25 protein-coding genes are annotated in these 24,208 nt (G+C 64.0%); 9 read left to right on the forward strand and 16 right to left on the reverse strand.

Features of this window, described 5'->3' with window-relative positions; all coding sequences use genetic code 11:
* The 9 genes from CFB40_RS31095 to CFB40_RS31135 form a co-directional block, all read right to left on the reverse strand.
* Entirely contained in the window at positions 1-624 is a 624-nt protein-coding gene (locus tag CFB40_RS31095; RefSeq protein WP_089428868.1) for a LysE family translocator, read from the reverse strand.
* Positions 625-693: 69 nt separating this feature from the next.
* Positions 694-1,272: a GNAT family N-acetyltransferase gene (locus tag CFB40_RS31100; protein WP_089433463.1), complete on the reverse strand. Its 579-nt coding sequence runs from the start codon at positions 1,270-1,272 to the stop codon at positions 694-696.
* The gene (locus CFB40_RS31105) at positions 1,269-2,135 is read right to left on the reverse strand and encodes an alpha/beta fold hydrolase (protein WP_256976940.1); all 867 of its coding nucleotides are present in this window, start codon (positions 2,133-2,135) and stop codon (positions 1,269-1,271) included. Before CFB40_RS31105 ends, CFB40_RS31100 begins: the two co-directional genes overlap by 4 nt.
* A 35-nt stretch (positions 2,136-2,170) precedes the next feature.
* Positions 2,171-2,386, reverse strand: a complete 216-nt coding sequence (locus CFB40_RS31110) for a phosphopantetheine-binding protein (protein WP_242808564.1) — start codon at positions 2,384-2,386, stop codon at positions 2,171-2,173.
* Between the two features lie 106 nt (positions 2,387-2,492).
* Positions 2,493-3,416 (reverse strand): chlorinating enzyme, encoded by a 924-nt coding sequence (locus tag CFB40_RS31115; RefSeq protein ID WP_089428864.1) that lies wholly within the window; start codon positions 3,414-3,416, stop codon positions 2,493-2,495.
* Positions 3,417-3,445: 29 nt separating this feature from the next.
* On the reverse strand, positions 3,446-3,703 hold the full coding sequence (locus tag CFB40_RS31120) for an acyl carrier protein (RefSeq protein WP_089428863.1): 258 nt from the start codon (positions 3,701-3,703) through the stop codon (positions 3,446-3,448).
* Entirely contained in the window at positions 3,636-5,237 is a 1,602-nt protein-coding gene (locus tag CFB40_RS31125; RefSeq protein ID WP_089433465.1) for an amino acid adenylation domain-containing protein, read from the reverse strand. Before CFB40_RS31125 ends, CFB40_RS31120 begins: the two co-directional genes overlap by 68 nt.
* A 79-nt stretch (positions 5,238-5,316) precedes the next feature.
* Positions 5,317-6,153 (reverse strand): alpha/beta fold hydrolase, encoded by an 837-nt coding sequence (locus tag CFB40_RS31130; RefSeq protein ID WP_089428861.1) that lies wholly within the window; start codon positions 6,151-6,153, stop codon positions 5,317-5,319.
* A 70-nt stretch (positions 6,154-6,223) separates the two neighbouring features.
* On the reverse strand, positions 6,224-7,033 hold the full coding sequence (locus CFB40_RS31135) for a hypothetical protein (protein WP_089428860.1): 810 nt from the start codon (positions 7,031-7,033) through the stop codon (positions 6,224-6,226).
* A gap of 687 nt (positions 7,034-7,720) precedes the next feature.
* Between CFB40_RS31135 and CFB40_RS31140 the strand changes: the two genes are divergently transcribed.
* From CFB40_RS31140 to CFB40_RS31165, 6 genes are all read left to right on the forward strand, one after another.
* A complete protein-coding gene (locus CFB40_RS31140; protein ID WP_256976941.1) occupies positions 7,721-8,527 on the forward strand; it encodes a GHMP family kinase ATP-binding protein in 807 nt (268 codons plus the stop codon).
* Positions 8,528-8,608: 81 nt separating this feature from the next.
* Positions 8,609-9,541, forward strand: coding sequence for a PLP-dependent cysteine synthase family protein (locus CFB40_RS31145; protein WP_242808635.1), 933 nt, complete (start codon positions 8,609-8,611; stop codon positions 9,539-9,541).
* 3 nt (positions 9,542-9,544) lie between these two features.
* Positions 9,545-12,115: a lyase family protein gene (locus tag CFB40_RS31150; RefSeq protein WP_089433466.1), complete on the forward strand. Its 2,571-nt coding sequence runs from the start codon at positions 9,545-9,547 to the stop codon at positions 12,113-12,115.
* Complete coding sequence (locus CFB40_RS31155; RefSeq protein ID WP_089433467.1) at positions 12,112-12,927, forward strand: formyl transferase; 816 nt, start codon at positions 12,112-12,114, stop codon at positions 12,925-12,927. Before CFB40_RS31150 ends, CFB40_RS31155 begins: the two co-directional genes overlap by 4 nt.
* A complete protein-coding gene (locus CFB40_RS31160) occupies positions 12,928-13,530 on the forward strand; it encodes a LysE family translocator (RefSeq protein WP_089428855.1) in 603 nt (200 codons plus the stop codon). It abuts the gene before it with no gap.
* A gap of 35 nt (positions 13,531-13,565) precedes the next feature.
* On the forward strand, positions 13,566-14,522 hold the full coding sequence (locus CFB40_RS31165; RefSeq protein ID WP_089428854.1) for a D-aminoacyl-tRNA deacylase: 957 nt from the start codon (positions 13,566-13,568) through the stop codon (positions 14,520-14,522).
* 11 nt (positions 14,523-14,533) lie between these two features.
* On the opposite strand, the gene CFB40_RS31170 is transcribed toward CFB40_RS31165, so the two are convergent.
* Both CFB40_RS31170 and CFB40_RS31175 read right to left on the reverse strand, forming a co-directional pair.
* A complete protein-coding gene (locus CFB40_RS31170; RefSeq protein WP_254600223.1) occupies positions 14,534-15,523 on the reverse strand; it encodes a helix-turn-helix transcriptional regulator in 990 nt (329 codons plus the stop codon).
* 833 nt (positions 15,524-16,356) lie between these two features.
* Positions 16,357-17,055 (reverse strand): MgtC/SapB family protein, encoded by a 699-nt coding sequence (locus tag CFB40_RS31175; protein ID WP_046548701.1) that lies wholly within the window; start codon positions 17,053-17,055, stop codon positions 16,357-16,359.
* A 114-nt stretch (positions 17,056-17,169) separates the two neighbouring features.
* On the opposite strand from CFB40_RS31175, the gene CFB40_RS31180 reads away from it, so the two are divergent.
* Positions 17,170-18,279: an AGE family epimerase/isomerase gene (locus CFB40_RS31180; RefSeq protein WP_089433468.1), complete on the forward strand. Its 1,110-nt coding sequence runs from the start codon at positions 17,170-17,172 to the stop codon at positions 18,277-18,279.
* On the opposite strand, the gene CFB40_RS31185 is transcribed toward CFB40_RS31180, so the two are convergent.
* A complete protein-coding gene (locus CFB40_RS31185) occupies positions 18,252-19,871 on the reverse strand; it encodes a methyl-accepting chemotaxis protein (RefSeq protein WP_089433469.1) in 1,620 nt (539 codons plus the stop codon). The two genes, CFB40_RS31180 and CFB40_RS31185, sit on opposite strands and share 28 nt — an antisense overlap.
* 270 nt (positions 19,872-20,141) lie before the next feature.
* Here CFB40_RS31185 and CFB40_RS31190 point away from each other — a divergent pair, with 270 nt between their 5' ends.
* Positions 20,142-20,585: a PaaI family thioesterase gene (locus CFB40_RS31190; RefSeq protein ID WP_011353771.1), complete on the forward strand. Its 444-nt coding sequence runs from the start codon at positions 20,142-20,144 to the stop codon at positions 20,583-20,585.
* Positions 20,586-20,701: 116 nt separating this feature from the next.
* Here CFB40_RS31190 and CFB40_RS31195 read toward each other — a convergent pair whose 3' ends face one another.
* From CFB40_RS31195 to CFB40_RS31210, 4 genes are all read right to left on the reverse strand, one after another.
* Positions 20,702-20,983 carry a type II toxin-antitoxin system RelE family toxin gene (locus tag CFB40_RS31195; protein ID WP_039349649.1) on the reverse strand — a complete coding sequence of 94 codons (282 nt, stop codon included), beginning with the start codon at positions 20,981-20,983 and terminating at the stop codon, positions 20,702-20,704.
* Complete coding sequence (locus tag CFB40_RS31200; protein ID WP_089428849.1) at positions 20,973-21,221, reverse strand: type II toxin-antitoxin system Phd/YefM family antitoxin; 249 nt, start codon at positions 21,219-21,221, stop codon at positions 20,973-20,975. Before CFB40_RS31200 ends, CFB40_RS31195 begins: the two co-directional genes overlap by 11 nt.
* A gap of 141 nt (positions 21,222-21,362) precedes the next feature.
* Positions 21,363-22,415 carry a CaiB/BaiF CoA transferase family protein gene (locus tag CFB40_RS31205; RefSeq protein ID WP_089433559.1) on the reverse strand — a complete coding sequence of 351 codons (1,053 nt, stop codon included), beginning with the start codon at positions 22,413-22,415 and terminating at the stop codon, positions 21,363-21,365.
* Between the two features lie 86 nt (positions 22,416-22,501).
* Entirely contained in the window at positions 22,502-23,269 is a 768-nt protein-coding gene (locus tag CFB40_RS31210) for an IclR family transcriptional regulator (RefSeq protein ID WP_089433470.1), read from the reverse strand.
* 134 nt (positions 23,270-23,403) lie between these two features.
* Between CFB40_RS31210 and CFB40_RS31215 the strand changes: the two genes are divergently transcribed.
* Entirely contained in the window at positions 23,404-24,186 is a 783-nt protein-coding gene (locus CFB40_RS31215) for a crotonase/enoyl-CoA hydratase family protein (RefSeq protein ID WP_089428846.1), read from the forward strand.
* Positions 24,187-24,208 lie beyond the last annotated feature (22 nt).

Below are 24,208 nucleotides of genomic sequence, written 5' to 3' on the forward strand. Positions count from 1 at the left end.
TTATTTCCAGAACAGCAACGGCACGCACGCCAGCAGCAGCAGCGCCATCGTGCGGTTGTAGATCACGCGCGCGCGCTCGGTCTGCAACAGGGTCTGCATGCCGACGCCCAGCGCCGCCCACACCGACACCGCCGGGAAATTGATCACGATCATCAGGATGCAGATGCCGATCACGGATGAAACGAATCCCTGGCCATCGACCGAGAACAGAACGATCAGGTTCGCGGCCATGAGCCAGGTCTTGGGATTGACGAACTGGAACATGGCGGCCTGAACGAACGAAAACGGCTTCGTTTCCGCCTCTTTCGCGGCGGGCCGCCCGGCGTTCGCAATCTTGTAGGCGAGGTACGCCAGATAGAGCGCGCCAATCACGAACAACGCCAGTCTCGCCGCCGGATACTCGATGAAGACGACCCCGAGCCCCGTTGCGCTCAGCATCACCAGAACGGTCGCGCCCACCGTAATGCCCAGCAGATGGGGCAACGTGCGCACGAATCCGAAGTTCGCCCCCGAAGCAGCAAGCATGACGTTGTTCGGGCCCGGCGTAATCGACAACGCGAGAATATACGCAGCGACCGCCAGTGGTTTGAATTGGTCGATTCCTGATGAAAGAGCAAACGACATGAAGTGCCTCGTGACGGATAGGATTGCAATGGCTGCCGGGAGGCAGCGGGCGTTGATCGTGATTCGCGGTCAACCTGCGATCGGGTTGACGAATTTCTCGATATCTTCCAGTTCGTTGCGCAGCACGCGATAGCTGATCGTTTTTACCGGAGTCCGAAGCATCGGCATATCGATGGTGCCCTCACCCTGCGGCTCGATCCCGAGCTTGCGCTTGACGCTTTGCGCCGAGAGATTGTCGATCGGCGTTTCGAAGCGGATGCATTTCAGCGCGAATCGGTCGAAGAAAATGCGCATGGCCGCCGGATACGAAACCGACCCGATGCCGATGCCGCGATACCGGGACTGCCAGATATGAGCATGCATGACGGCGCTGCATCCCGGGCTGAGATGCGTCAGTTCATGTACGCCGATTGCGCGGCCCATGTGCCGGATCGCCAGGATCGGCGCAGGTGCGGCACCGCTGCGGTTCCATCGCACCAGAATCGTCAGCAGCTCCCGCATCCGGCGCTCGCTCGGCAGCTTGTCGACATCGACATTCATCGACTCCATCAGGGTCGAAGGCGAGCGATACCAGTAGTCGAGACAGGGGGCGATGTCCTGCTCGGCGAAGTCGTCCACGTGGATATCCGACAGATGAATCCGGTTCATGATTGCGCCAGAATGAAGTCGATGATCGAGCGATTCACCTCGGCTGCCTTTTCAAGGTGAAGGAAATGCCCTGCCCCCTCGACGACCTTGCGTGTCAGCGCCGCCGAGAAATACCCCGGCACGCCGTCGCCGACGAAGGCGTCGAGGCGCCCTTCCCGATCGTGCGTGCCATGCATCAGAAGCGTCGGCACCGGTACCGGCCCGGCGACGATGCGTGCCTGCTCCGCATGACGCTGCGGATCACGCAACGGGACGTGGCGGCAACGATATTGCGCGAGCGCAGCCTCGAGCACGCCCGGCTGGCGAAACGTGCGCTTCACCGATTCGATCGTGTCTCGCGGCACGTCCCAGTTTCGGGAAGCATCGCGCCACCACGCTTCGATGAAGGCGAAATCGTCATGGGCCAGTACCTGCTCGGCCGACGGCGACTGGAAGAAGAACGTATGCCAGATTCCCTTCAGGTATTCGTAGTGCAATCGCTGCGCGGCATCGGGACGACTCCAACCCAGTGCGACGAGCTTCGTCACGCGCTCCGGAAACAGGATCGAGGCCGCGATGGACGCCTGCGCGCCCCAGTCGTGTCCGACCAGAATCGCGTGCTCGAAGCCAAGCCCGTCGATCAGCGCGATCAGGTCGCGAGCCATATAGCAGGTGTGGTACTGATCCACCGGCGCTGCGCCCGACGGCGCATACCCGCGCAGGTACGGAGCGACCGCGGTAAAGCCGGCTTCCGCCAGTGCGTCGACCAGCGGCAGGAATGTGAAGGCATTGTCGGGAAAGCCATGCGAGCATATGACCAACGGGCCGCTGCCTCGCTTCAGGTAATGTATCTCGACGTCGTCCGCATCGACCGCGCCGCGCATTCCGTCCGCGAGGGCCGGCGAGCAGGTAGCGTGGCTCATGCGACGCTGCTCAGGCGCTGTTCGACGATACCGGCGAAGCCATCGATCGTCGAATGGTTCATGAAGTCCAGCAGCGATACTTCGATGCCGCATGCCTGCTCGACCTTCGTCACCAGCACCGCCGCTGCCAGCGATCCACCTCCGAGCACAAAGAAATCCGCATCGGAAGCGATGTGCTCGATACCGAGCGATTCGGAAAAAAGGCGCTTCACGAGTGCCCTGGTTGTCTGCATGTCCACTCCGTCGCATTGATCGGAACGCCGCCGTCCTTGCCATCCCGCAGGATGCGGCGCTCCGGATATTTCCCGTGCCGGGCCGTCAGCCGCGACCCTCGAAGGCGAACACCTGCCCTCTCGCATTGTTATGGACACGCTTGTTATGCCCGTAGTGATCCTCTCCCGACACCAGGACCACGCCGTATTTGTCGAGCGAGATGGAACTGCCGTACTCCTCAACGACATCCGTATTCGGATACACCTTCACACCGGTCGGAACGTAACGGCTCGCGTATCCAAGTCGCGTCGTGTCGGTCGTCGAATTCGGAAACGACGAATGCATCAGCGTAGACCAGAAGATCACGCACTCGCCTGCCTGCATCTTGATCGACACCGCCTGCGATTCGTCCGGCTTCCACGACGGATCCTTCTGAAGGGTGCGGTAGTCGTAACCGAAAAAGCCGCGCTTGATCCCGTCCTTTTCCTGGTTATTGATCTTCGACGAGTCGTAGGCCATCTTCTTCGACTCGTCGTAGAACATCTCCTCGTGCGTGCCGGGGATGAAGCGAAGGCAACCGTTCTCCTCGGTCGCGTCGGTAAATGCCGTCCATGCGGTGATGGCACCGCCGAACCGGCTGTCCCCGGGCCAGACGATCTGAGGTTCGCCCGACGCATGCGCGAACGTGTCGGCCTGATGCCAGTCCGTACCCTCGTCGCCCGGATACTTCGGAAACATCTCCGATCGCCAGCACAGCAGGTCCGGGCCCAGCATGCCCGCCACGCGATCGACGATCTCACGCTTGCCGATATGCTCGCTGAGCAGGTTCACGTCCAGGTGACGATCGTAATTGGCGATGGGGCTGGTTGCCGGCAGGTCGTAGATCGCGTATTCCCTGTCGAACAGCTCGGCCCGGATTGCCCTGTAGCGTTTGCGCGCCTCCTCGGGCGAGTACACGCGAAACGGCCCGAAGAAGCCCTGTGCGCGGAATTGAGCGAGTTCGTCCGGAGTCAATGAAAACTGCGTCATGTCGGTCCTCTTGATTGAGTCACTTCGTGCTATTTCTCGACGGCCGTCGCAGCAACGGCCGCCGCGCGATAAAGCTCGGCCCAGCCGGCCAGCGTCGGCGTCAGCATCAGCTTGGCCGTGGGTACGGTCACCCCCAGATCCGCTTCGATCTTGACTTGCAGTTCGACGATCGACAGCGAACTTGCGCCGAGATCAAAAAAATCGTCGTCGTCGCCGACCTCACGATCCTTCAACAACCCCGCCAGCCGTTTCCGAATGGGCTCCTTGAACTGCAGCGATTCGCTCATGCTCCTCTCCAGTGTTGCGGGTCTCCCGCGAACTCATCAGACGCTTCCTGTTGACCTTGCCGTTGGCAGTCAACGGCAGCGCCGCTTGCACTTCAATCACGTCGGGGATCATGTAACCCGCCAGACGCTGCCGAAGATACTGTCGGACCGCCGCCCTGACCTTGGCAGGATCCCCGGGCGACTGTACGAATGCGACGAGCCGCTTCTCCCCCAGCTCGTCCTGGCCGACCTCGACGATCGCGTCCTCGACACCGTCGGCCATCGCGAGCACCTGCTGCACCTGTTCCACCGAGACGCGATACCCGCGGATCTTCACCTGCCTGTCGAGACGACCGAGGAATTCGTAGGTACCGTCGTCACGTTCGCGCACGAGATCACCCGTCCGATACAGTTTCCGATCCTGACCGTCAGGATCGTCGACGAAAGCGGCACGGGTTCGTTCCGGATCGTTCAGATAGCCGAGCGCGAGGCCGATCCCGCCCGCATACAGCACGCCCGCCTCGCCTCGGCGTACCGGCCGCCCGTTCTCGTCGAGTACGCGTACGGTGGTACCCGTGATCGGCTTGCCGATGGGTACCGTTGCGCCCGGTGGCGTAGCCGCCGTCATCGCATGACAGCAGGTAAAGGTCGTGTTTTCGGTCGGCCCGTACCCATTGATCACGGTGAGCGACGGGAACGCGGAAAGCACGGTTCTGACTGACTCCGGCTGAAGCACGTCGCCGCCCGCCAGCAGCACGCGAAGCCCCGCCATCAACGGGAGGCGGTTGCGAACCACGAGATGAAAAAGTGCAGCCGTCAACCACATGACCGTGACCTGTTCATCGCGTACGAGACAGCCCATGGCATTCAGATCCAGCACCGGCGATTCCTCGACCACCAAGGTCGCACCGTTGAGCAACGCGCCCCATATTTCGAAAGTCGACGCATCGAACGTAATCGGCGCCATTTGCAGCACACGATCTTGCGCATTCAGCTCGATGTAGTTCGTCTCGACGACCAGCCGCCGGATCGCCTGATGCGGCACGAGCACGCCCTTCGGCCTGCCCGTGCTGCCGGAGGTAAACATTGCGTAGGCGGGCGAATCCGGCGCCACCGCCCGCGAACATGCAGGCCTGTCGAGAACGTCATGCCGGGTCCACAACACCCCGTCCCGACCGACCTCGACGAGCACGATGCCTTCGAGATCCGGATCGAGCTGCAGATGCGCGGCGTATTCGGGCAAGGTCAGTACGACGCGCGCGCCGAGCTCCCGCAGATGCTCGTTCACTATCGCGGTCGGACCGGCCGGATCGACCGGAACGTAATAGGCGCCGATCTTCAACACCCCGATCATCGCGATCACCGCACCGGGCGAGCGCGGCAGAAGCAGCACAACCGGCGAACCGGCGGCCACGTCGAATCCGTCGAGACAGGCCGCCAACCGATCGGACAGCGCGTCAAGCTGATCGTAGGTGTAACGCGCGCTTCGCGCGGCAAGCGCCGTGTGCGTCGCATGAAGCCGGACCACCTGTCCGAATCGCTCGAGTATGCTCATCTCCGGCTCCAGGTCGACACAAGGCAGACGCTCGTCTCCGGGCGGCAAGACGGCCCGACGCGAACCACGGTGCACGCCGTCATACGGCCTCCCGGCGACCGAGGAACTCGATGATCGAATCGTTGACGGCGTTCTTTTCGCGCAGAATTTCGTAGTGGTCTCCCGGCACCACGACATGTCGCTCGGCATTGCGCAACAGCGCGGCAATGACCCGCGAGCTGGCAGGGCAGACCTGCTCGTCGCCATCGGTCGAAATCACGCGCGTGCGGTGCGGGACTTCGCCGGCGAGCGCCATGAAGTCGGTGCCGCGATACGACAGGTAGTTCAGCCCGTGACGATGCAGGCGAGCGGCCGATGAAAACGGCACGAGAACTTCTTCGTCGAACTCGGTCTTGGCGGGAACCCCTACCCGGCTCGCCGTGAGCTTCTCGCACAACGCGGCCGCATAGTTCAGGCTTTCCGCCGCCAACGGCAGCAGACTGTCCACTTCCCGCTGAAAATTCGATTGAGGGCAGACCGCGGGACTCAGCATGTACTCTCCGCAAACCAGCGCGAGACGATCGATTCGATGCCCTTCGATGCGCGCGGCGACGAGTGCGATGCCGGCACCCGAACAGAATCCGACCACATCCGTCTTGCATACGCCCAACGCGTCCAGCACCGAGCACATGTCCTGAACATGGACTTCGGGCGTCATCCCGCTTTCGTGCGCGGCGGGCGGCTGATCGCACAGCGAGCGACCTTGCCAGGTCACCACGTTGAATTCGCCCGACAGCATCGCGCACAGTGTTCCGGCCGCATCGAGGCGAAGCCCGAACGGTAGTATCAGCGTCAAGAACGGTTTCGCTTCGCGCCAATCCCCGCGAAATACTCGCAGCCGCTCTCCGTCAGACGCCGTCACGAACGATTCGTACATATGCTGGGTTTGCGAATGAAATGGGATGCCTCGTACGACCATCGGCTGAACACGATGCACGTCGGCCTGACTAGTGCAGCAGTTTCCAGCCCGCCTCGTGATACACCAGGAACGTACCGATCGTGCGACGCAGCGACGAGCATCGCTCGACCGCATGCAGATTGCGGCTGTTGAAGACGCAGAGCTGGCCACTCTTCGGCCGCACGGTCAGCGCATCGACGCCCTCGAGCACGCCCAGCGTCTTGTGCTGCGCATACTCCTCGGCCCACTGGTCCAGCTGACGACGCGATTCCGGGCGGATGTTCCACAGAACGAAGCCCGCTTCGTTCTCGGCCTTCTGGATCGTGATGAACGCACCCAGCTGCTCGAGATTGAGTCGAAATGGCCAACGCTCCACCTCGCGCCCGAAGTCGATGCAATCGCAATGCGGCGCAAAGCTGAACGGATCCCCTTCGAAGGGAGGATATTCACGCTTCGTGGCCAGCATGAACTGACTCCAGTTGCCGAATCGCAGGGTTTCCGCACCCAACTCCTTGATGAACAGCTGAATGAAATGCGTCTCGCGCATGTGAAGATTCGCCACGCCGGCGTGCCCGAAATACTCGGCAATATTGCTGACCAGCGCTTCGGATCCTGAACGTTGCAACTGGCCGAGCGTGATGCCCGTCGCATTCAGGGCGCGATGGTACTGGTGGCCGCGCATATCGGGAAACCCGCGATCGTTCCACCACGTATCGATGTCGGCGGGCGCAACCACGTCCAGCAGTGCCGCGGCGACTTCCCGATCGCGCACGCATTCGACGGCGTCGCGCAGCGTCATGTTCCTGCTCACGTCCCGCCCGTCGAACGTCATGAACCGGCCAGCGAACATCGTTTCCATTTCACGTTTCCCGGATAGCTTGATTGATTTTTCAAACTTGATAAGGATGACAAATCAATGGAACGGCTTTCGAACCGAGCGTTCGAATTCCATCGATTCCATTTAATTCGGAGAAGCCGCGATTGATTTTTCGGCGGCACGTGATGCCGTGTTCTGCGGAACAGGCTCCAGGAGGGAACGTCGGTTCCAATTCTGTTGGTCCGCGTTTCCCTGCCCGACACATCCTCATCGTCGTGGAAATACTCTATCCCGGCCCCACCGCGCACGTAAAGTGCCGGGCCATCGCGCGATCGCGCGACTCGACACGCATCGCCACGCAATGGCACGCCGATCGGCAAGCCCGAATGCCGCGCCGTTCACGCGGCCGCAAACCCTTTCGCGACAACAATCCGGCGGCCTTTTTCACCGCGTTGCGAGCGGGGCCGGCCGATCGAATCCAGGCTACTTTCCAAGCCGTCGGCACCCTCCCCGCGCCCCGGTTCCGGAGCAATATTTCGATACTAGTGAGCAATTTTTGCAAAGAAGATGGAGAGCTGCCGTCGCTATGCTTCCAGCTCGACACTCAAAATTTTTTCATTTCGAGGGGGAGAAATGGCCGTTCTCTCAGAGCAAGCTGACGCGCTACGAAGCGACGGACACCTGTCGCCGTTTCCCAAAGGTGAATGCCACGGGACCTTCGGCGAGCTGATGCAAGGCGTGCTGCCGGACGACCGGCACTTCCTGGTCACATTGCCGGTCAACCTGAAGAGCATCGTCGAATTCGAGATCACGCATTCGGATCATGTCGCGGTCGATGTCGGGTTCAAGACCAAGGCGTGTCGCGCGGTTCAGGACTATCTGCGCCTTCACGACTTGCCCCCGGGCGGCATGCTGCATTTCAAGTCGATGTTCGCCGTCGGCAAGGGACTGGCGAGCTCGTCGGCGGATATGGTCGCGTCGATCCGTGCCGCCGCGTCGGCATACGGCCGGACGCCGACGCCCGAGACGATCGAATCGATCCTCCGTTTCATCGAACCGACGGACGGCGTGATGTATGACGGCATCGTCTCGTTCTACCACCGCGAGGTAAAACTCGACGAGCAGCTTGGCAAGACGCCTGCTCTCATGATCGTCAGCGCGGATCGCGGCGGAGAATGCGACACGATCGAATTCAACCGGAAGAAACGCGATCCGCCCGCGGAAGTGCGTGACGAATACCGCAGCATGCTGGCGCGCATGAAAACAGCGATCCGCACCTCGGATCTGCACGCGCTCGGCGAGATCGCGACGCGAAGCTGCGAGCTGTCGCAGGCATTCAACCCTCACCCGCACCTCCCTGTCCTGCGCAAGCTGCGCGCCGAGACCGGCGCGCTCGGCCTCGCCGCGACGCATTCGGGAACGTGTGTCGGCTTGCTCTACGACGCAAACGCAGCCGATACGGCCGACGCGGCCGCTTATGCACGGAAGCGACTGCACGCACTTCGAATCGAATCCACTCAATACACAACGGTATAGGAAACGTACATGCTTCAATACGAATCGTCGCTCGACGCGATGCAGGACGCAGTGCTGTTTCCAATCGAGCGTTCGCTGCACATGGTGTCGTTCAAGGCGATGAAAATCGTGCCTGCCAACTACATCATCAGCACGGCACGCGCCCGCGGCGAACTGCAGCCGGGCGGAACGGTCGTGGAAACATCGAGCGGCAACTTCGCGCTCGGGATGGCCATCGTGTGCAACCGCTTGAACCACCCCTTCGTGGCGATCGGCGATCCCGTGATCGATCCGACATTCAAGCGCCAGCTCGAAATGCTGGGCGGTAGAGTGGAAATCGTCACGGACAAAAAGGGCAGCCAGGGGTACCAGAAGGCGCGACTCGATCGACTGCACGAAATTCTCGATGCCGAGCAAGGGGCGTTCTGGTGCCGCCAGTACGACAACGAGAACAACGCGCTCGCTTACGCCAACATCGCCCACGAGCTGCTGGACCGGATCGGCCCCCGCCTGATTCTCGTCGCGCCGGTCGGCTCCGGCGGCTCGAGCTGCGGCATGGCGACGTCGCTGCGCGCGGCAGGCGCCGACTGCACGCTCGTCGGCGTCGACACCTTCAACAGCGTCCTGTTCGGCCAGGTCGACGGCCCGCGCAAACTGCGCGGTCTCGGCAACACGATCATGCCCGGAAACCTGAAGCATGCGTTGTTCGACGAAGTACATTGGGTCAGCGCGGAGCTTGCCGATCATTTCACGCGCAAGCTCTATGCGTCCACCGGACATTTCCGCGGGCCGACCACCGGCGCCGCCTACGCGGTCGTCCGATCCGTGCGCGACAGATGTCCGGATACGCCGATCGTCTTCCTGAGCCCCGACGACGGTTCCCGCTACGTCGGCTCGACCTTCACCGCGCATCCCGACAGTCCCGCATACGATCGACTTCGTCCGATCGAGATCGGGCACCCGACGGCTTACGATGCGGAGACGGAATGGGCGTGGATGAACTGGAATCGCTCGGACATCCACAGGTTTCAGTGAATCATGGCGATCATCTACATCGAATCAAACACCACGGGGTTCGGGCAGATGCTGCTCGACGCGTCGTTGCACTACGATGAAACCTGCTTCCTCGTGCGCGACCGTGCGCGCTACGCGTTTATCGATCGGTTGCCGCCCGGCGTTCGCGTGATCGATTGCGACACGCAATCGGTCGATGCACTCGAGCGTGTCGTCGGTGAAATCGCCAACGTGCGTTACGTCGTATCGACGAGCGATGCATTCATCGAGAATGCGGCACGATTGTCCGAGCGGCTCGGCTTGCCCGGCAATCCGGGCGCCACGGTCGCGCTGTGTCGAGACAAGCTGCGACTGCAGGACGTGTTGCGCGACCACGGCGTCCCGTACCCGTATACCGCTGCGATCGATTCCGCGGAGGCGGCGCACAATCTGACCTATCCGGTCATCGTGAAGCCGAGGCAAGGCACGGGCAGCATCGGCGTGCGCCTCGTCGAACACGAGCCGGATTTTCCGGATGCGTCCGATGGCGCGCTCATCTGCCAGCGCTTCATTCCGGGAACGGAGTTCTCGGTCGAATCGTTCAGCGATGCCGACGGCCATCATGTGCTTGCGGTCACGCGCAAGTTCGTGACCAAGCCGCCGCATTTTCTCGAACTCGCGCACGTCCTGCCGGCGGACCTCGATGCAGCCACCCATGCCCGCATCGTCGATACGGTACGTCGCGCACTCGATGCGGTCGGCTATGCATTCGGTCCCGCGCACACGGAACTGAAAGTTCACGACGGCACGATCACCGTCATCGAAATCAACGCGCGCCTTGCCGGCGGGATGATTCCCCGCTTGATGGAGCGTGCATACGGATGGTCGATCGCGGATCTATACGTGCGCAGCCATCTTGCGCGCCGCAGCCAGTTCGTCGTGCCGACGCCCGCGTTGCATAGCGCGGTCGCGTTCGTCGTGCCGGAAGTCGGGCGCCGCTATGTCGGCATCGATTTTCCGGACGACTGCGCCGACGCCGGCCTGTTTCGCGAAGCAGGCGTCAACGCCGGCAAGTTCGACTTCTCCGATCGCGCCGGTTACGTCATTTCGTTCGGCCGAAGCGCTGCTTCGGTGCTCCGGCAGGCGCTGTCGCTCCGGAGGCGTTCACGCGTGCTTTACGACGAACCGGATCGGGCGGTGCCGAACCGCGACACGATTCACGACATCGTCTACGAACGTACGCCCGCGTGCTTCGGCAAGCTCAAGACCCATCTTCTCGCGATCGAAAAAGCCCATCTGATCATGTTGCGGGAACGATCGATCCTGAACGCCGAGCAGTTCGACTCGCTGCGCGATGCGGTCATGGCACTCGAAGCGAATCCGGCGCTGTTGCTCGAACACGTTTCCGGACGCGGCGACTACTTCGATTACGAACAGTATGTGATCAGCCGCTGCGGACGGGACACCGGAGGCATGATTCAGGCGGCGCGCTCACGCAACGACATCAACGGCACGCACCTTCTGCTGACCATTCGCCAGGCGCTATCGCACGTCACGGGCCAGGCCGTCGATCTCGGCACGGCGCTCATGCGACGCGCCGCCGATTCGGCCGACATCCTGCTGCCGATCTATAGCCAGTACCAGACCGCGATGCCCGGATCGGCCGGGCATTACCTCGTCGCGCAGTGCGAAATACTGCTCGGCACGCTTGACGCGCTCTCTTCGCTGCGCGACGGCCTCACGGTTTCCCCGCTCGGCGCATGCGCCGGCGCGGGCACGACGTTCGCCACCGACCCGCAATGCACGGCGACCCTGCTGGGTTTCTCGGCAGGCCCGCTCAATTCGCTGAGCGCGATCACCGACAAGAATCCGGCACTGCGCTGCGTGTGCCTGCTGGCGGAGCTGAGCGGCAATCTGAACCGTATCGCGACCGACCTGCAGCTCTGGTCGATGCGCGAAATCGGGCTCGTCACATTGCCGGACGGCATGTACGGCGGCTCGTCCAACATGCCGCAGAAACGCAACCCGTACTTGCTCGAATGGTTGCGTCTCGGTCACGACCGCATCGTCGGACATTGCGCCGCGGCACTGTCGTCGCTATCGCATCTGCCGACCGGCAACTCGTATCAGGCCAGCCGCACCGCGGTCGAAACGGTCGCCGAGATGAGCGGACTCGTCATCGACATGCTGAGGGTGCTCGTCTATGCGATGAACGAGATCCGATTCGACGCCGACGCCGCACGCCGCGCGATCGAAATCGGGAATGCAGGCGCGACGCTCGTCGCGGAATCGCTCGTGCAGCAACGCGCGGCATCATTCAGGGATGCCCATGCGGCGGTCGGACGCGCACTGTCCGGCGTGCCCGGCGCCACGTCGGATTCGCTCGACGCCACGGCGGCAGCGATGCTCGACCGCGTTCATGCCCGGCTGGAAAGTGCAAACGTGTTCGACGCGCTCGACGGCGGCGGTGGGCCATCGACGCGGAACACGCACGCGGCGGTAGCAGTACTCGCCACGCGCCTGCTGGATCAGCGCCGGCGCCAGCGATCCTGCGAGTCCCGCACCGCTGCGACACAACAGGCGCTCGATCGCCGCTTCATGAGTGTGCTCGCATGACCAACGTCACGTTGCTCTGTTCGGACGGTCCGCATCATCTCTATCTCGCCGCGGAGCTTGTTACCGCGTTCGGACGCGTTCGCGTCATCGTCGAGCCCGGGCGCGAACAGGCATCTCGCCTGTTTCGCAACGGCAACTATCGTGCGTATCTGTGGACTCGCTATCACGAATGGCGACGCAGACTATCAGGATACGACGCGTACCGCCGCCGCTATTTTCTTCGCGACGACGAACTGCGAACCTGGGACGCACTTCGACGTCACGCCGGTGTTCGATATCTGGAAACGTCGTGGATCAACGACACGAGCGTGCTCGACGCACTGCGCGAGGACATGTCCGACGTCTATATCGTGATGGGCACCAAGAAGATCGGCGAGGCGTTGCTGTCGCTCGTACCGCCCGGGCGCATCATCAACATCCACGGCGGTCACCTGCCGTACTACCGGGGCAATCACTGCTTCTTCTTCGCACTGCATCACGGCGAATTCGACAAGCTGAGCACGACGATTCATCGCGTGTCCGCCGGCCTCGATACGGGCGCCATCATCAGCCGTCATCCAGTCCGGTTCTCCGACGGCGACAATTCGGAAACGCTCTATTCGCGCGCCGAACGAGCCGCAGTGGACAGTCTCGTCGCCCGCTTGAAGCAGAACGCCGATCTCGCGACGTGGCACAGCGAACCGCAACCGGACGTCGGCTCGACCTACCGCATGCGCGACCGCGGCCCGCTCGTCGAGCTTGCCCATCACCTCGGCGCAATTCGCCGACGGCGCACAGCGGCAGGCGCGAATCGCGACAAGGTGAGAGGCTAGATGAACGTCGACGCCGCGCTTGTCGCCAAGTTGCTCCAGATCGGACTGTTCTCGATCCCGCTGATCATCTCTCCGGGGCCGAACAACCTGATGACGACCGCCAACTGCGCGCAGTTCGGGTATCGACGCACGCTGCCGTCGTTGACCGGCATTTCGGTTGGCGTATTCGTCCTGTTCATGGTCATCGCGCTCGGGCTGTCCAGCGTGCTGAGCCGATACCCGTTGCTGCACCCGGCGCTGAAGGTGGTGGGCACCGCGTACATCCTGTACCTGGCCTACAAGCTGTACACGTCGCAGCCGACGCATGCCGGGAATCTCTCGATCGAGCATCCCATCACGTTCGGTGAGGCCGCGCTGCTCCAGATTCTGAATCCGAAAATCTGGCTGCTCGGCGCCAGCGCGACGTCAACGTTCCTGCCCTTGACCAGCAACCTGTACGTCGACGCAACGCTCCTGTCGCTCACGCTCGGGATCATTTTCTTCCCGTGCAACTCGATCTGGGCCGTATTCGGCCTCGTGATGTCGCAAGTCCTGCGCGGCAGGGCACTCCAACGAACACTGGCCCTGCTGTCCGCCTCTTCGATCGCGTTTCTGCTGTTCTGAACGTTCGCCATGATCCACTTCAGGAAAACTCACCCGTGAAGCACATCGTTCTGGCTTTCTGCACCGATCTCGACAAGGATCCGGTGTCGGCGCACGTGCTGGCCCGGCTCCTCGGCTCCGGCATCGACTGGCAAGCCGAAGGCACCCTGGACGGACATCCGGTACTGCGCGCGCAATCCGGCGGCGTGCGCTACGACCTGCTGCAGCTCGACCAGGTGCTCAGCCACGACTACCGACGCTACGCGCCACGGGTGAACGAGGCCTTCGGCGACGCCGACGCGATCGTTATCGTCAACTGGCATGAAGGGAAAAATGCGCCCGACCGCATTTTCACGGTCCAGACAACCGGCGACATGGAAAGCGGCACGTTCAGTCCAGTCGATCCCGCCATCACGCGCAGCCTGTTTCTGGCGGTCGAACACGAGCGTCGGAAAGCGGGCCTGGATTCGTATTCGACGTGGATGGAAGCCACGCACTGGTCCGGCCCGCTCTACGGCGCCCAGCCCGGCAGCCTCGTCTCCGCGGTGACGCCATCGGTCATCGATCTGGAAATCGGCAGCACGGCGGACGCGTGGGCAAACCCGGATGCCGCCGACGTGCTTGTGCGTGCACTGCTGACGGCGGGGGAACACGCGGCTCAACCGGCGATCTCGCTGCTCTGTATCGGCGGAACCCATTTCGAGCCCGGATTCACGCAGTTGCTGCGCGATTACGGCGACACGCAAGGACTCGCGCTGTCGCACGTGCTTCCCAATCACTGGCTGGTCGCGCACGACTACGACTCGCCGGAACGATTGAAGGACCTGATCGCATGCGCCCGGTCGATCAAGGGCGGTGTCGATGCGATCGCGTTTCACGACAACCTCAAGGCTGCCCACAAGCAGCAGGTGCGCAATCTCGCACAGGAACTTCGCGTCCCCGCCCTCTCGCATCGCAAGTTGAGATCAGCCGACCTGGCCGGCTTGATCCGCGACGCGCAAAACGGTCCCTGACTTGAGCGATATCACTTTCCGCGCACCGCGCCGGGAGAATAGCCGTAATGTCGCTTGAATGCGGTCGAGAACCGGCTGTGCTGCGCATAGCCACACTCGAGTGCGATGCTCATGATCTTCTGGTCGGTGTGTCTCAGCAGGTCGTGTGCCCGGGCCATCCTCAATCCGGTCAAGAACGCGTGCGGAGACTGTTCGAACGTGTTCTTGAATTTACGCAGAAAGTGGTAGCGGCTGAGACTCACGAGATCCGCCAGATGTTCGAGCCGCACCATCTCGCCGAGATTGGCGTTGCAATACTCGCGGATCATGTCGGCCTGCTTCGTCGACAGGCAGCCCCGCGTATCCACGGGCTCCAGATCGGCCTCGGCGTAACCGCGGATCGCGTTGAGCAGAATCCAGCTCATCAGGCTATCGATACCGAGCGACAGCGTCTCGTCGTTCCAGTCGGACTGCGCAATGCTGTGCGCCGCCGCACTGATGACCGGGGAGGCTTCCTGGAAGACCTCGCGGAACCGGTAGGCCTCCGGTGGCTGGCGCAAGGCCCGAAGCAGGCTGGGCTCGAAGTTGCGCATGTCGAAGTAGATATGCAGAAAATTGAGGCGCTCGGTGATTTGCCACTGCGATTCGCCTTCGCCAACCGGAAACAGACAGACTGCACTTTTGAATCCCCGGCGAACGACCTGCCTTCCGTCGACCTGTGCACAATTTTCGCCGCCCGACAAATAGATACTCAGCACGTTCTCCGCCGAGCTTTTATATTCGGTCAACGTATTGCGACCTGTCCATTCTGACAGGGTTATGCCCGACGGCAATTGCATGGATCGAACGACTTCGGCTCCTGCCGAATTCAACGCGCCGCGAACCGTAATCGAGTAAGGACAAGACATGTGTCGCAACAGTGGGTTGTGAATGTGGCGCGGAAGAACGGCTTTCCCTCTTAAAGCGGCATACCGCACGCGCTGTTCGGAATAATCGCCCCACTTTGGGGCGGCGCCCGTCATCCAGCACATCGACAGTCATGCTGTGCCTTTCGGCAAGCGCGATCATGCTCCGCCAGCTTACCTTAAGTTCGCCGCAAGCGGGCGGGCAACCCACTCACGTCGAAGTAAAGCGCTCTACTCGAAAATGACAGACGATGATTCCATTGAATGTCGTTTTTTTATGGTTGCGCCGTCAAAAACCACTCATTTCGGACGATCAAACATCGAGATGCCGAGGCAAGAATTAAGCATTTTCTTGCATCCAGGCATGGATATAAAGACGTCGCCGAATTCAGCAATAGATACGCATTACCAAAGAAAAAATGACCGCACAACTTCCCAAGTGCATGCTTGCGACGACAAAATGGGAAGTCGCACTCGATCGACATGAAACCCTCAAAGCGATTGAAGCAGCGGCCACGCCAGCCACGACAATCGGGCTGAGAATGAATGATCTTGTGAAAGGTGCCGACAAAGTGCCGGCGCCGCCCCATCTCCCGCGATTGCTTGCAACCTGGATGCGGACGAACCCCAGTCTTTGAAGTGGCGAGATGATAGCGCCCCACAAACAGCGCCCGACTGGCGCAAGGTCGCCCACGCCCGACGAATCGTATCGGTGCCCCACCCTCCCCTCGTTCCCGCCATCCCCAGATGGATCGACTGACTTGAAGCAAAGCCTCTCGCGATTGAAGGGTCGAAAAGCAATTCTCCGCAAACCCTTGAAAATCACGACAATTTCGACTCGTATTTGGCGGAGATCAAGAAAATCGGATGGCGGGGCCCGCAAGCGCGGAACCGGATGTCGAACGGAATCGGCGGTCGGCCATTGTCGTACGCCCCGTCGCCGATTCCGCCTATTCGTCGCCCGACAACCCGTTGCCCTCTTCGAAACGCGTGACGCCCTTCAGCGCGCGCAGCTTGTCGCAGATCGCCTGGTATTCGAGTTCCGACACCCGCGCGAGCGCGATGCGCACCTCGTCGTGCTCGCCCGTGTCGTCGGCGCGCTGCACGATGAACTGCTTCACCCGCGCACTGTCCGGGCCGAGCGCCGCGTGCAGCGAATCGAAGTTCAGCGTGCCGCCCACGACCGTCAGCGCGAGCTGGCGCCGCTGGCGCACCGTGAAGTAGCGCCGCTCCAGCGGCTTGATGCCGGCCAGGATGATCAGGATGATGATCGTCGCCGAAATCGACGCGACGTAGAGCCCGCCGCCCACCGCGAGGCCGATCGCGGCAACCGACCACAGGCTCGCGGCGGTCGTCAGCCCGCGCACGATCTCGCCGCGCAGCAGGATCGAGCCCGCCCCCAGGAAGCCGATGCCCGATACGACCTGCGCGGCGATCCGCGACGGGTCGAGCACGATGTGCTCGCTGCTGCCGAGCACGTCGGCGAACCCGAACGCCGACACGATCATGATCAGCGTCGAACCGACACAGACGAGCATGTGCGTCCGCAGGCCGGCCGCCCACGACAGACGCTCGCGCTCGAAGCCGATGACGCTGCCCAGTGCCGCCGCGAGGACGAGCCGCATCACGAGTTCCAGGTTGCTCAGCATGCGATTTATCTCCTTTTCTGGTGCCGGCCGTGCGGAATGTTTTATCCTTGGCCCCGGCCGCGCCGATCCTCCGGGCCGCGCCGACACGTTTCGAACCCAGCGCTCAACCCCGTCATGTCCGTTTCCGACTCCGCTTCCGCCCAGGCCGCCCAGCTGCGCCACCATTTCGCGCACGTCGTCTTGCCGATCTGGCGGGGTTCAGGGTTCGACCAGACATTACAGTTGCCGTTCGAAGCCGTCGATCCGGCCACCCACGCGCCGCTGCCCGTGACCCGTTATCGCGCGATGGCCTGCGCACGGCAACTGTTCGTGTTCGCGCAGGCCGGCGACACCACGCACGCGGCCACGCTGTTCGACGCGCTGGGCCGCCACTTTCGCGACCCGCGCCACGGCGGCTGGCACTACAGCGTGGACGCGCAGGGCGCCCCGCTCGACACGACCAAGGATCTCTACACGCACGCCTTCATCGTGTTCGCGTGCGCCGCGTGGTATGCGGCGTCGGGCGACGCCGCCGCGCGCAAGACAGCCGAAGAGACCGCCGCGCTGATTCAGGACCGCTTCGCGCCGCACCGCGGCGACGCGCTGCTCGACGCGGCGCGCCACGCCGATTTCTCGTCATCCGGCAGCGGGGCGCTGCAGAATCCGCTGATGCACCTGACCGAAGCGTGGCTCGCGGCGGCCGCCGCATTCGGCGACACGGCGTTCGACGACGCGCTCGCACGCACCGCGCAGGCCGTCGAGCGCACGTTCGTCGACGCGGCAACCGGCTGCGTGGCCGAACTGCCGCTCGGCGCAGCCGACAACCGGTTCGAGCCCGGCCATCAGTTCGAATGGTTCTATCTGGTCGATGCGGCCGGCGCGCGGCTCGCGCAGACCGGGCTCCCCGGCGCGCTGGCGCGCGCATTCGTGTTCGCGGAGCAATACGGCGTCGATCCGCAGACGGGCGGCGTCTGCGCGGCGCTCGACGCGCAAGGCGCGTGCATCGACGGCACGCAGCGGATCTGGGCGCAGACCGAGTATCTGCGCGCGCTCGCGACGCACGGCGGCACGCCGGCCTCCGCGCCGCTCGCGCGGCAGATCGAACGCTTCGCCGCGCGCTTCCTGCATCCGCGCGGCTGGTTCGAGTGCAAGACGGCGGACGGGCAGGTGGCGCGCGCCGACATGCCGTCGACGACGCCCTACCACCTCGAGACCGCCTACGCGGCGCTGCCGGCCGGCGCGTAACCCGCGTCGTCGAACGACGGCGCCGCGCGCTCGCCGCGTGCGGCGCGGCCGTCGCCCAGTTCGAACACCGACACCGCCTGCATCAGGTGCGCGGTCTGGTCGTTCAGCGACGCGGCCGCCGCCGCGACCTCCTCCACCAGCGCCGCGTTCTGCTGCGTGAGCTGATCCATCTGCGTGACGGCCTGGTTCACCTGCTCGATCCCGACGCTCTGCTCGACCGACGCCGCCGTGATCTCGGACATCGTCTGCACGACGCGCGTGATCGACGCCGACACCGTCCGCATCGCATCGCCGGCGCGCTCGACGAGCTCCGCGCCGCCGTTGATCTGCGCGACCGAATCCTCGATCAGCGCCTTGATCTCCTTCGCCGATTGCGCGCTGCGCTGCGCGAGCGAGCGAACCTCACCCGCGACGACCGCGAAGCCGCGCCCCTGTTCGCCCGCGCGGGCGGCTTCCACGGCCGCGTTCAGCGCGAGGATGTTGGTCTGGAACGCGATGCCGTCGATCACCGAGATGATCTCCGCGATCCGCCCCGAGCTCTGCGCGATGCCGCGCATCCGGTCGATCACGCTGTCGACCACGCCGCCGCCGTGGCTCGTCGCCTCGAGCGCCGCGTCGGCCAGCGCGCTCGCCGCACGCGCGCTGTCGGTGTTCTGCCGGACGGTCGCCGTCAGTTCCTCCATGCTCGCGGCCGTTTCCTCGAGCGACGCGGCCTGCGTGCCGGTGCGCGCCGACAGGTCGGCGTTGCCGCCCGCGATCTCGCCCGCGCCGAGGTGGATCGCGTCGGACGCCTGGCGCACCGTGCGCACGGTGCCCGCGATGCTCGTCTGCATCGTGGCGAGGCCGCGCAGCATCCGGTCGATCTCGAACACGCCGCCTGCCCGCACGACCTCATCGAGCCGGCCCTGCGCGATCCGCTCGAAATGGCGGCCGGCTTCTTCCAGCGGCGCGACGACCGCGCGCCGAGCGGCCGCGTAGATCGCCGCGCTCGCCACGAGCATCGCCACCAGCAGCACGATGCCGACCGACTTGAACCAGAGCATGCCGCCGTCGATCGTGTCGAGCGCCGTGCGGCTCGATGCGCCGCCGTAGTCGGTGAAGCGGCGCAACTCGGCGATATAGGCGTCCTGGATGCTCTGCGTCGGCTGGTCGAGGAAGGCCTGGATGTTGTCGGCGTCGAGGAACTGCACGAGTTCGCCGAGCGCGCCGCGCAGCGCGCGATAGCGCTCGGTGAGCGCCGCGACCCGCGCGCGGTTGGCATCGTCGACCGGCTGCGCGGCCGTCAGCGCGGCGAACGCCTTGTCCGCTTCCGCGAGCGACGCGCCGGCATGGCGGATGATGTCCTCGGGTTTCGGGCCGCCGCGCACCATCCGCGTGCCGGCACGTGACAGGTTGATGCGCGCGTCGAGCAACTGCTGGGTCGCCTGGCTGGCCGCCTCGACCTGCGTGATCGCGACGTTCGACAGATCGTCGACGCCGCTGCGCGTCGACTTGAGCGCCCAGAAGCCGAGCGCCTCGATCGCAAACAGGAAGACGCAAAACACGGTCAACACGCCGAGCAGACCCGACGCGAGCTTGATTTTTCCGAACATGGGGGAGATTCCTGGAAAGCGGACGATGAGGCAATGCCCCGGCATTAGCGGCATTTCTTCGTCCGACTTTAGGTACGGACGGCAACGAAATTCACGTTGTCCGCGCATTCCAGCGGAATCCCCCGCAAACAGGGAAATCTACGGCATTCGACGCAATAATCGCGTCGCATCGCGCTGGAAATTGCGCGAAATGCGGACGAATTTCCTTGCTTATCGGCATCCCCCTTCCTAGAGTTCAGCGCAAGCGGGCACTCATTTCGAGGAAAGTCGATGACCGACATCACGGATCACGCGCGCGGCGCATTGCGCGCGCAACCGTTCAGCATGCTGCTGGGCACGGAGCTGATGCATATCGGCGACAACGAAGTGTCGCTGTGCCTGCCCGTGCGCGAGGAACTGCGGCAGCAGCACGGTTTCGTGCACGGCGGCGTCATCAGCTACCTCGCGGACAACGCGCTGACGTTTGCCGGCGCGCTCGTGCTCGGCCCGCGCGTGATCACCGCGGAATACAAGATCAATTACCTGCGGCCGGCCGTGAACGGCACGCTCGTCGCCCGCGCGAAGCTCGTCTACGCGGGGCGGCACCAGGCGACCTGCCAGTGTCATGTGTTCGTCATCGACGGCGATCACGAGCGGCTCGTCGCGATCGCGCAGGGCACGATCAACCGCGTCGGCGACGGCAAGATGCCGGATGCGCCGGAGGAAACGGCGTGAGCGGTTCTCCGCACTTGATGGATCGCCCGTCTTTCCAGAAGACGACGAGCGCGTAGCCGAGCCAAGCGGTCAGACATGCGGACAAGCTTGCCGCTCCCCGTGCGGCGCATCGGGATCTAACGCTTCATCGCGGCAAGATAGACCGCATCGCGCTCGCGTCGACCGACCGCCACGACCAGTACGAGCACTTCCGAATCGCGCACTTCGTAGACGAGCCGATAGCCGACGCTGCGCAGCTTGATCTTGTAGCGGTCCGGATGACCCTGCAGCTTTGCGGACGGTATTCGAGGATTCTCGAGCCGCTCGGCGAGCCGGGATTTGAACTGGTCGCGAACGGTGCGGTCGAGCTTCTTCCACTCTTTCAGAGCAGGTTCGAGAAAGGCAAGCTCAAAGGTCATTCAGCTTGACCTTGACGACCTTCTCCTTGGCGCGCTTGTCGGCCAGCGCGTTGTCTTCGATATCTTCAAGGCGTTCGACCATCGCCTCCCAGGTCTTCGCCGGGATGCAATAGAACGCGGGTTCGTTGTGATTCAGGATCGCGACCGGGAAACCCTCTCCTGCCGCGACCGTGCCCATTGGGTTCCGCTTCAGTTCCGAAACGCTCGCCGTAACGCTGGCCAGGATGGTATGAGGCATGTCGACTCCTTTTTCAACAAGAGATCGATTGTACTCTTTTTGACGCCAAATTTAGCACCATAATTGGCACCCACGACTCGCGAAGTCTTTCGATAATGTGCGTTTCGCGGCTGGCTCAACGACCTCGACATGCCAGTCCGTCTACTCCGCCGCGTCCCCCGCCAGCGGCAAAAACCGCGGCGCCACGCGCGCCCGCACGTTACCGTTCTCATCCGTCCGATAGATCGCGCGCGCCGTGTTGTGCGGATGCACGGCCGCATCGGCCACGCTCAGCAGCGGCGCGAAACACGCGTCGGTGCCTTCGAGCAGCGCGCGCCAGTGCGCGGACGGTTGCTGCGCAAATATCTCTGCGAAACGCGCCTTCAGCGCGGGCCAGCGCGCGCGGTCGTACTGCGACGCCGGATCGACGTCGGTCAGCCCGAGCCGTTCGACCAGCAGCGCATAGAACGGCGGCTCGAGCGCGCCGATCGTCACGCATTCGCCATCCGCGCAGCGATACACGTCGTAAAACGGCGCATCGTGAAAGAGGCTCGGCTGCGCGCCGTCGAGCTGCCCGTTCGCGCGCGCCCACAGCGCGAGCGAGCCGAGCATCGACACGATGTCGACGATCGCGCCGTCGACCACGCGCCCGGGGCCACCGCCGCGCACGTCGAGCAACGCGCAGACGATTCCGAACGCGAGCCCGAGCGCGCCGCCCGCATCGCCGACGACGGTCGGCGGCACCCCCGGCCGGCCGTCACGCGGCGCGGACAGCGACAGCAGCCCCGTCAGCGCGACGTAGTTCAGGTCGTGTCCGGCCGCGGCCGCGAGCGGGCCGTGCTGGCCCCAGCCGGTCATCCGCCCGTACACGAGCGTCGGCTTGCGGCGCGCGCAATCGTCGGGCCCGAGGCCGAGCCGTTCCATCACGCCGGGCCGCAGCCCCTCGATCAGCGCATCGGCCTGCGCGACCAGGTCGAGCGCGGCGTCGCGGCCGGCCGGCGACTTCAGGTCGAGTTCGACGATCGTCTTGCCTTCGCGCAACAGGTCGCCATCGCCGGCCTTCAACGCGTCCGGCGCGCTCGTGCGGCCGGCCGGGCGCGCGATCAGCGTGATCCGCGCGCCCATCCCGGCGAGGATCCAGCCCGCCAGCGGGCCGGGGCCGAGCCCTTCGAATTCGACGATGTGGATGCCGGCAAGCGGCGTGTTCAATGGCATGGCGACCTCGCTGAAATGCAGCCGGGACAGGAGCAACGAAACCTCCCGATTCTATGCGAATGCCTGCGCGCGCCAGCCGCGGCCGGCTAGCCCGCCGCGGCATCCGGCCCCTGCCCGGCCAGCACCTCCCGCATCGCCCGCACGATCGCGTCGCGCTGCGCGTCGATCCGCTCGACCGGCCCGGCCACCCCCATGGCCAGCGGCAGGCCGTTCCAGCCGTCCGCGATCACCATCGAGATCATCGCGGCGCCCTGCGTGACCGTGTGCGCCGAATAGGAATAGCCGAACCGGCGCGTCTGTTCGACCTTGTCGAGCACGACATCCTCGTCGATCGTCCGGCCCGACTTGCCGAGCCGGCGGATGCTGCGCGACACGAGCCGGCGGATCGCGCTGTCCGGCTGGAGGCTCAGCAACGCCCAGCCGAGGCTCGACATGCAGATCTCGCGACGCGTGCCGATCGGCGCGTAGAAGTGGATCGGAAGCGTATGCGCGCCCTCGACCGCATCGATGTACTGCACGTACAGGTCGCTCTGCACCGCGATCACGACGGCCTCGCGCGTGCGGACCGCCAGCCGCTTTGCGACGGCATGCCAGTACCGCCGGCTGCCCGCCGTCGAATCGACGAGCGCTTCGCCGAGATTGACGAGCCGCGCAGTCGGCGCATACGTATGGGTGGCATCGTCGTACGCGAGATAGCCGAGCGCCTTCATGCTGGTCAGCAGCGCCGCCGCGCTCGACCCCGGATAGCCGCAGCGCGTGGAGATCTCCCGCACGCTCAGCGGCCGCTGCAATGCACTGAACAGCTCCAGCACTTCAAACACGCGCGCCGCGCTCTTGACCACGTTTCCGCTCATCCCGCCGTCTCCTCACGCCACCGGGCGAGCCTTCCACATACGTGGAACGGAATTTCCCGCCGCCAACCGTCGTGACGATACTAGGCTTCGGCCCGCGGCGTGAAGTCGCGCGGCACGGAACATTCGGAGACACCATGACAGCCTTTCTGATCCGTGAACGGCAGGGACCGATCCTGACCGTCACGATGAACCGTCCGGAAACACGCAACGCCATTTCGGACAACGATGCGATCGACGCACTGACCGAATGCTGCGACGACGCGAACCGCGACGAATCGATCCGCGTGCTGGTGCTGACCGGTGCCGGCACGACGTTCTCGTCGGGCGGCAACGTGAAGGCGATGCGTGCGTTCATGGAATCGGACCAGCACGACCTCGCCGCGATACGGACCAGCTATCGCCGCGGCATCCAGCGCATTGCACACGCGTTCCAGCACCTCGAAGTGCCGGCCATCGCGGCGATCAACGGCCCGGCCATCGGCGCCGGCACCGATCTCGCGTGCATGTGCGACATCCGCATCGCCGCCGAACGCGCCCGCTTCGCCGAAAGCTTCATCGCCCTCGGCCTCGTGCCCGGCGACGGCGGCGCGTGGTTCCTGCCGCAGATCGTCGGCGCCGCCGTCGCCGCGGAAATGTCGTTCACGGGCGATGCGCTGGACGCACAGGCGGCACTGCGCTGCGGGCTCGTATCGCGTGTCGTTCCCGATGGCGACCTCCTTGCGCACGCGCTTGAACTGGCCGGCCGCATCGCCCGGCATTCGGGCACCGCGTTGCGCCTGACCAAGCGGCTGCTGCGCGAAGGCCGCCACGCGAGCCTCGACACGCTGCTCGACCTGTCGGCGTCGTACCAGGCGTTCGCGCACGCCACCCCCGAACACCGCGAAGCCGTGAACGCCCTGTTCGCCGCGCGCGGTTGAATCCGCGACGCATCGCATGCCG

This window comes from Burkholderia sp. AU31652 (assembly GCF_002223155.1).
In the GTDB taxonomy this organism is placed as follows: domain Bacteria; phylum Pseudomonadota; class Gammaproteobacteria; order Burkholderiales; family Burkholderiaceae; genus Burkholderia.